This window comes from Pararhodobacter sp. CCB-MM2 (assembly GCF_001691415.1).
Classification (GTDB): domain Bacteria; phylum Pseudomonadota; class Alphaproteobacteria; order Rhodobacterales; family Rhodobacteraceae; genus Pararhodobacter.
On the sequence record NZ_LRRR01000103.1, the window covers coordinates 1 to 417 of the forward strand.

Annotated in this window: 1 protein-coding gene; it reads left to right on the forward strand. The window is 48.9% G+C overall.

Annotated features, from left to right (window positions below; translation table 11 throughout):
- A partial coding sequence (locus BCY78_RS24380; protein WP_199523204.1) for a hypothetical protein occupies positions 1 to 417 on the forward strand: 417 nt, incomplete at both ends.

Below are 417 nucleotides of genomic sequence, written 5' to 3' on the forward strand. Positions count from 1 at the left end.
TCCTGACCGTGGGACGAATAGTCAACGCCATGCTCAATGGTCCCAAATGCGCAAGAACCAGAGCCCTGATCAAGAAACATGTAAAACCTGTGGTCGACGATACTGCGGGGATCAGTAAACCACTGACACAGTTGGCCTTGGGTCCAAAGAAGTTCGCCGATCTGAAATTGAAGGTGGGAGATAAAGCCGTTGAGATCTCATCGGAAATGCTGGATGACCCAATGTTCAATCAGGAACGAGCAGAGGCCGTCGAATCCATTATGAGAAGCCGGATGGAGTCTCTGTCGCCAGAAGAGTTCCAGAATCTTTTACGGCCATGCTTCCAGGAAGATGAAATCAAGCTGATTGCCATTGGAGGAGTTCTTGGTGCCTTGGCGGGATTACTTCAGCTGATATTCATCTTCGATTGGGCAATAT